Source organism: Pseudonocardia pini, from assembly GCF_013870575.1.
GTDB classification, from domain to species: Bacteria; Actinomycetota; Actinomycetes; order Mycobacteriales; family Pseudonocardiaceae; genus Pseudonocardia; species Pseudonocardia pini.
This window is the reverse complement of sequence record NZ_JACBXB010001017.1, coordinates 1-1,598: the sequence shown is the minus strand read 5'-3', so window position 1 is coordinate 1,598 and position 1,598 is coordinate 1. Positions and strand designations below refer to the sequence as shown.

Annotated in this window: 2 protein-coding genes; both read right to left on the bottom strand. The window is 72.7% G+C overall.

Features of this window, described 5'->3' with window-relative positions; all coding sequences use genetic code 11:
* Positions 1-977, bottom strand: a 977-nt coding sequence (gene iolG, locus H5J29_RS32030; RefSeq protein ID WP_181784658.1) for an inositol 2-dehydrogenase, incomplete at its 3' end; no start/stop codon positions are given.
* Positions 978-1,181: 204 nt separating this feature from the next.
* On the bottom strand, positions 1,182-1,598 hold a 417-nt coding region (locus H5J29_RS32025), incomplete at its 5' end, for a LacI family DNA-binding transcriptional regulator (protein ID WP_181784657.1).

Genomic DNA, 1,598 nt, shown 5'->3' with positions numbered 1-1,598 from the left:
AGGCTCTCCCCCGCGGCGTCGGCGAGGATCAGGGCGGCCCGGCCGTCGGCGAAGGACGGCGAGGGCGCGCTCCCGGACTCGACCGCGGTCACGAAGTGGTCCAGCTCCGCGGCGTACGCGGCGGTGTAGCGCTCCAGGAAGAAGTTCAGGTACGGCGCCGCGGACTCGCTGCGCTCCGCCCCGGCGAAGCGCACGCTCGTCGGGAGCTGGTTCTGTGCGGTCAGCATCCCGGTGGCCCCGAAGGCCTCGAGGCGCTGGTCGTAGCCGAAGCTGCAGCGGCGGCTGTTGGTGATCTGTGCCAGCGCACCGGTCGCCGACCGCAGCGTGACGACGGCGCCGTCGATGTCCCCGACCTCGGCGATCTCGTCCGAGATCAGGTTCGAGCCCATCGCCGACACCTCGACGACCTCGCCCCCGCCCTGGGCCCCGAGCACGAACCGGGCCATGTCGAAGTCGTGGATCGTCATGTCGCGGAACAGCCCGCCGGAGGTTCCGACGTAACCGGGGGGCGGCGGCGCCGGGTCCCGACTGATGATCACGACCTGCTCCAGCGCACCGATGTCGCCCGCCGCGACCCGCTCCCGGATCTCGCGGAACGACGGGTCGAAACGCCGGTTGAAGCCCAGCATCACGGTCGGGGCCAGCGGCCCGATCTCGGTCCAGCAGGCGTCGACGCGGGCGATGTCGAGGTCGATCGGCTTCTCGCACAGGACGGCCTTGCCCGCGCGGACCGCGGCCGTCATCAGGTCGATGTGGGTGGGGGTCGGCGAGGCGACGACGACGGCGTCCACGCTCTCGTCGGCCAGCACCGCGGCCACGTCCGTGGAGGCCTGCGTGCCGAACAGCGCGCCGACCTCCTTCGCGGCCGCCTCGAACGGGTCGTACACCCACGCGAGTTCCGCCCGGGGATGCCCGGCGACCGCGGTGGCGTGCACGCGCCCGATCCGGCCGCAGCCGAGCAGGGCCACTCGCACCATGGGAGCTCCTTCGCGCTGATTTAGATCGATCTAAGTTCGGGGGTGAGTCTGCTCCAGGGCGCTCGGGCTCGTCAAGAACCGCACCGCGCTGGGCGCACGTTTCGTGCTGTCAGCGCGGCCAGGACAGCGCTGTGCGCACGTAGACAGCGATCATGCAGCGCTGCGAGCACGAAACGTGCGATCAAGGAAGCCGCACCCGACCGCTCACGACCGCTGCGGCGGCCCCGTCGTGCTCCGGACGACGAGGCGGGGGCTCAGCCGGATGTGCTTCGGCTCGCCCGCCATCCCCTCCGCCCGGTCCAGCGCAGCGTCCACCGCGATCCGCGCGATCTCGGCGGCGTCCTGCGCCACCGTGGTGAGGTCGACGTGGGCGAGCCGGGAGAGCTGGGTGTCGTCGTAGCCCACGACCGAGACGCGGCCGGGGACCGCGACGCCGTGCCTGCGCAGGGCGTCGAGCACCCCGACCGCGCACTGGTCGTTGTTGGCCAGGATCGCGGTGGGCAGGTCCGCGAGCAGCGCCTCGACCGCGGCCGCCCCGGAGACCTCGGTGTTGTCGCCGGTCACGATCCGCTCCGCGAGCCCGTGCCTGCGCAGCGCCGGGTGAGACCGGCGACCGCGACG